This is a genomic window from Paraburkholderia sp., from assembly GCF_049581445.1.
In the GTDB taxonomy this organism is placed as follows: Bacteria; Pseudomonadota; Gammaproteobacteria; order Burkholderiales; family Burkholderiaceae; genus Paraburkholderia.
In genome coordinates, this window is sequence record NZ_JBAURZ010000060.1 from 1 (window position 1) to 4,123 (window position 4,123).

Sequence of the window (4,123 nt, forward strand, 5' to 3'; positions counted from 1 at the left end):
CATTCATGCTGCCGCCTTCGCCCGTTGCAACTCGGTCACGGCTGAAGCCAGCGAGTCGATGCTCGAGAAGAGCCGGCGCGTCAACATACGATCCGGGATTTCAACGTCGAATTCGTCTTCAATCGCAAGCATCAGGTGCACGGTTGCGAGCGACGACAGGCCTGCTGCATAGAGGTCGGCGTCGTCCGCCAGGGTGTCCGGCGGAACGTCAAGACGTGCCGATTCGGAAAGGATGCGTCGAAGTGCGGTTTTCATGAAGTATGGCTCCCCTCGAAGGTAAGTCGCCAAGCAGCAATTGAGTCGGTCCTGCCACGTCGGTTCGGCACCCCGAGTGCATTGCCGATGGCCCGGTCCACAACCGGTCAGCACGCCTGATACCGGTGGCCGGTTAGGCGTATTAAACGGATTACGGCCCTTCATCGTCGGTGCGGTGGCGCACTGAAATTGCAGGGTCCGCGGCGTAACGTGTCTCTATCGCATCCGGCGGGAAAAACGGTGAGGAAGACGTGATGAACTGGAAAACCCTGGAGTTCGAGCAGTTCACTGCGCGTGAGTTGTATCTGATCATGCGTGCGCGCAGTGCAGTGTTCGTTGTCGAACAGGCCCACGTATGCCTCGATGCAGATGGGCACGACGAAACTGCATTGCACGTGTTTGCGGTGGAGGACATGTCGCGACCGATGCCGGTGATGGCCTATGCCCGTCTGCAACCGGGCGACGCGGAAGATCCCGACGTGGTGATCGACAAGATTCTGACGAGTCCCGCGCGGCGCGGTGATGGCACAGCGGAAATGCTGATCGAGCGGGCCCTGCGCGCGGTGGCTGAGCGCTGGCCTGGACGCCTCGTGCGCGTCACGGCGCCGATTGGACTGAAGAGTTTTTACGAGCAATTCGGATTCCGTAAGACAGAAGGACCGTTCCTCGAACACGGCATGCCGTTTATCGGCCTCACGCGCCAGCAACGCGGCGGGGCAGAGAAATCTCTCAATGGACACCGCGCGCGCGGCGGTCTGACGGCGGTCAATACATTCGAACTACTTTGACGGCGCGTTGGGCATCGCATGTTGCTGGTGCGATGCCTGGGTGATGCCGATGTGATACCTCGCACGTCCTTGCATCAAGGCGGGCAACCAGGAGCCTGTCACTTCGCGCCGGATTCTTGCCCCGGGGGCCATGCATGTTGAGAATCGCATCTTCGCTTTCGCCCTCGCCGGGCGCGTTACCCGCTGGAAAGGCGCGCCCGCGTACGTCCGCCCAATCGCCGGCCAGGATGCAGTCGTGGGTGCAACGCTATCCGGTGGGCCTGCCGGTCGGATTCTTCCTCACTTCGTTGCTGCTCATCCTGCTGCATCAGGGACACGTCGTCGAAATGCTGTTTCCGGTTGGCGCATTTACACTCGCCGCGATGTTCTATCGGCGCTCACCGGCCCATTACATTGGCTTCGTCTGCTGGTTGTTCTTTCTTGCGCCCGAGATGCGGCGTCTGGTGGATTTCACCAGCGGGACGTTCAACGATAAAAGCATGGTTCTGGTTGCGCCCCTGCTGGCGGTCGCGCTAACTGGCTTTTCGCTGCTCAAGAATCTCGAAGCGCTTGGACAGCGCCGTTGTGCACCGCTCGTACTGATTGTCGTTGCGCTCTTTTATGGGTTCATTGTCGGGATGGCCCAGGTCGGCATGGCGGCGGCGTTATTTACGCTCGTCAACTGGCTGTTTCCTGCGCTGATCGGATTTCACCTCGTCGCGACGTGGGAGCACTATCCTGAGTATCACCGCGTGTTGCTTAAAACGTCCGTGTACGGCGGCCTTTTGATGGGTGTCTACGGTGTGATCCAGTTTGTTTCTCCGCCGCCGTGGGAAGCGTTCTGGCTGATCCATTCGAAGATGATGGCGGCCGTCGGCCAGCCCCTCCCGTACAGCATGCGGATCTGGAGCACGATGAATTCCACCGGACCGTTTGCAATCACCATGATGTATTTGCTCGTGATGTCGCTTGCGGCGCGTGGGCGTTTGCGGATAGCGATGGCAATTTTCGGTGTTCCCGCGCTGATGTTCACGTCCGTGCGCAGTTGCTGGGCTGGGGTATTTATCGGACTGCTCTATCCGCTCATGATGCTCGACGGCAAGAGCCGTATGCGTCTCATCACCGCGGTTCTGGGCATTGGCGTGCTGTGCGCGCCGGTCATGATGGTCGACGAGATATCGTCGAAGTTGACCAAGCGCTTCGATACGTTAGGGGACATCAGCCAGGACAACAGCTTCCAGTCGCGCGCCGGTTTCTATGGTGCGTTTCTGCCCATCGCGCTATCCGAAATCGCGGGGCAAGGGCTCGGCACCACGGGCAACGGCACCAAACTCGCCGCCGATCAGGCGACGCAAACCGCTGGCGTCGTTTTCGATAGCGGCCTGATGGAGGTGCCCATTGTGCTCGGCTGGCCTGGTACGCTGCTGTACACGACAGGGATTTTCATGCTGATTTGGCGAGCGTTTCTGGCTAGCCGATTGCGGCCACATGACCGTTTTGCGCTGTGTGGCGTGGGCGTTTCGGTCGCTATTTTCGGCCAGATGATTATGGTGAACACGCTCGTGTCCACCTCTGGGATGTTCTTTTTCATAGGCGTCATGATGCCGGTCATCGGCTTGCGTTACGCCCGGCATGCGTCTTATATGGCAGACAGGGCGGCGGCAAAGGCTGCGGCGGCGTCAGAGGCTGCCTCAGTGGGCGCTTCTGTGCCCACCGTCGCACGTCTGGTCGTCACCGGGAGCGGGACATGAGCGGCGAGCCGATGCGGATTCTGATCGTGACGCACGTCCTCGCGAAAAACGACGGGCAGGGGCGGGTCAACTATGAAATTGCGCGCGCTGCACTGGCGGCCGGTCACTCGGTGACGATGCTTGCATCGCAGGCGGCGCAGGAGCTGGTGAGTCACCCACGTGCGCGTTTCGTTCAGATATCCGCGAGTGCGTTGCCCTCACGGCTTCTGCAGTACCAGGTCTTCGCCTGGCGCACTGGCTTGTGGATCCGCGGACACCGTCGCGAGTTTGACATCGTGCATGTGAACGGTTTCATCACCTGGGCGCGCGCCGATGTCAACTCGGTGCACTTCGTGCATGACGGGTGGTATCGCTGCGGCTTCTATCCGTATCGGTTTTTGGGTGGCCTCTACGATGCCTATCAGGTCACCTATACGCGGCTCAATGCGTGCCTCGAGGGGCGGGCATTCAGGAACGCGCAGGTAGTGGTGCCGGTTTCGGAAAAAGTCCGTACTGAAGTACAGGCGCTCGGCATTGATCCTGGGTGCCTCAAGGTGATCCATAACGGGGTTGACGTCGAAGAATTTGCGCCGGGTCCTGCGCAGCGCGCACGCTTCGGACTGCCTGACAAGCCGTTCATGTTGCTGTTCGCGGGCGATCTGCGCGTCTCTCGCAAGAATCTTGATACCGTACTGCGGGCGCTCGCCTTGACGTCCGATGATGTCCACCTGGTCGTTGCCGGGCGCCTGCACAGTAGTCCGTTTCCCGCGCTCGCTGCTGAACTGGGCGTGGCGCAGCGGGTGCATTTCACCGACTTCGTCGCGGATATGCCCGCGCTGATGCGGTCGGTCGATGCCTTCGTGTTCCCGTCGCGTTATGAAGCGATGAGCCTGGCGCTGCTGGAGGCGCTGGCTGCGGCGCTGCCCGTCGTGACTGCGAAAACGGCCGGTGGAGCGGAGGTGATCGGGCCCGACTGCGGCTTCGTGCTCGACGATCCGGAAGACGCGCGCGGTCTTGCCAAGGTGATAGAAACACTTGCCGGTGATCGCGAGCAAGCCCGACAGATGGGGCAGGCTGCGCGCGCACTCGCTAAAACGTTGGGCTGGGGCACCATGGGGCAACGCTATCTGTCGCTATACGAACAGGTCCGCGCCCATCATGTCCCCGCCCGCATTCCTCCATCTGGCTCGGCCGTTTCCATCGACCTATGAGCGACCCTATTGATTCGTTGCAGATCGGCATGCATTGGTTTAGCGAACGGCCTGGCGGCCTCGATCGCATGTTCATGGCCCTCATCCAGTCGCTGCCGGCGCAGGGCGTCAGTGTGCGCGGGCTGGTAGCGGGCAGTCCAGGTGTCGAGCAGGCCTCGGG

4 protein-coding genes and 1 pseudogene are annotated in these 4,123 nt (G+C 61.0%); 4 read left to right on the forward strand and 1 reads right to left on the reverse strand.

Features of this window, described 5'->3' with window-relative positions:
* Positions 1 to 3: 3 nt before the first annotated feature.
* A complete protein-coding gene (locus WCA85_RS04435) occupies positions 4 to 255 on the reverse strand; it encodes an acyl carrier protein (protein ID WP_424061960.1) in 252 nt (83 codons plus the stop codon).
* A 254-nt stretch (positions 256 to 509) separates the two neighbouring features.
* Here WCA85_RS04435 and WCA85_RS04440 point away from each other — a divergent pair, with 254 nt between their 5' ends.
* The 4 genes and pseudogenes from WCA85_RS04440 to WCA85_RS04455 form a co-directional block, all read left to right on the forward strand.
* On the forward strand, positions 510 to 1,043 hold the full coding sequence (locus WCA85_RS04440; RefSeq protein WP_424061961.1) for a GNAT family N-acetyltransferase: 534 nt from the start codon (positions 510 to 512) through the stop codon (positions 1,041 to 1,043).
* Positions 1,044 to 1,177: 134 nt separating this feature from the next.
* On the forward strand, positions 1,178 to 2,773 hold the full coding sequence (locus tag WCA85_RS04445; RefSeq protein WP_424061962.1) for a hypothetical protein: 1,596 nt from the start codon (positions 1,178 to 1,180) through the stop codon (positions 2,771 to 2,773).
* Between the two features lie 11 nt (positions 2,774 to 2,784).
* Entirely contained in the window at positions 2,785 to 3,963 is a 1,179-nt protein-coding gene (locus tag WCA85_RS04450; protein ID WP_424061963.1) for a glycosyltransferase family 4 protein, read from the forward strand.
* Positions 3,960 to 4,123, forward strand: a pseudogene (locus WCA85_RS04455) (glycosyltransferase family 1 protein); the annotation flags it as partial. The gene WCA85_RS04450 and the pseudogene WCA85_RS04455, both read left to right, overlap by 4 nt.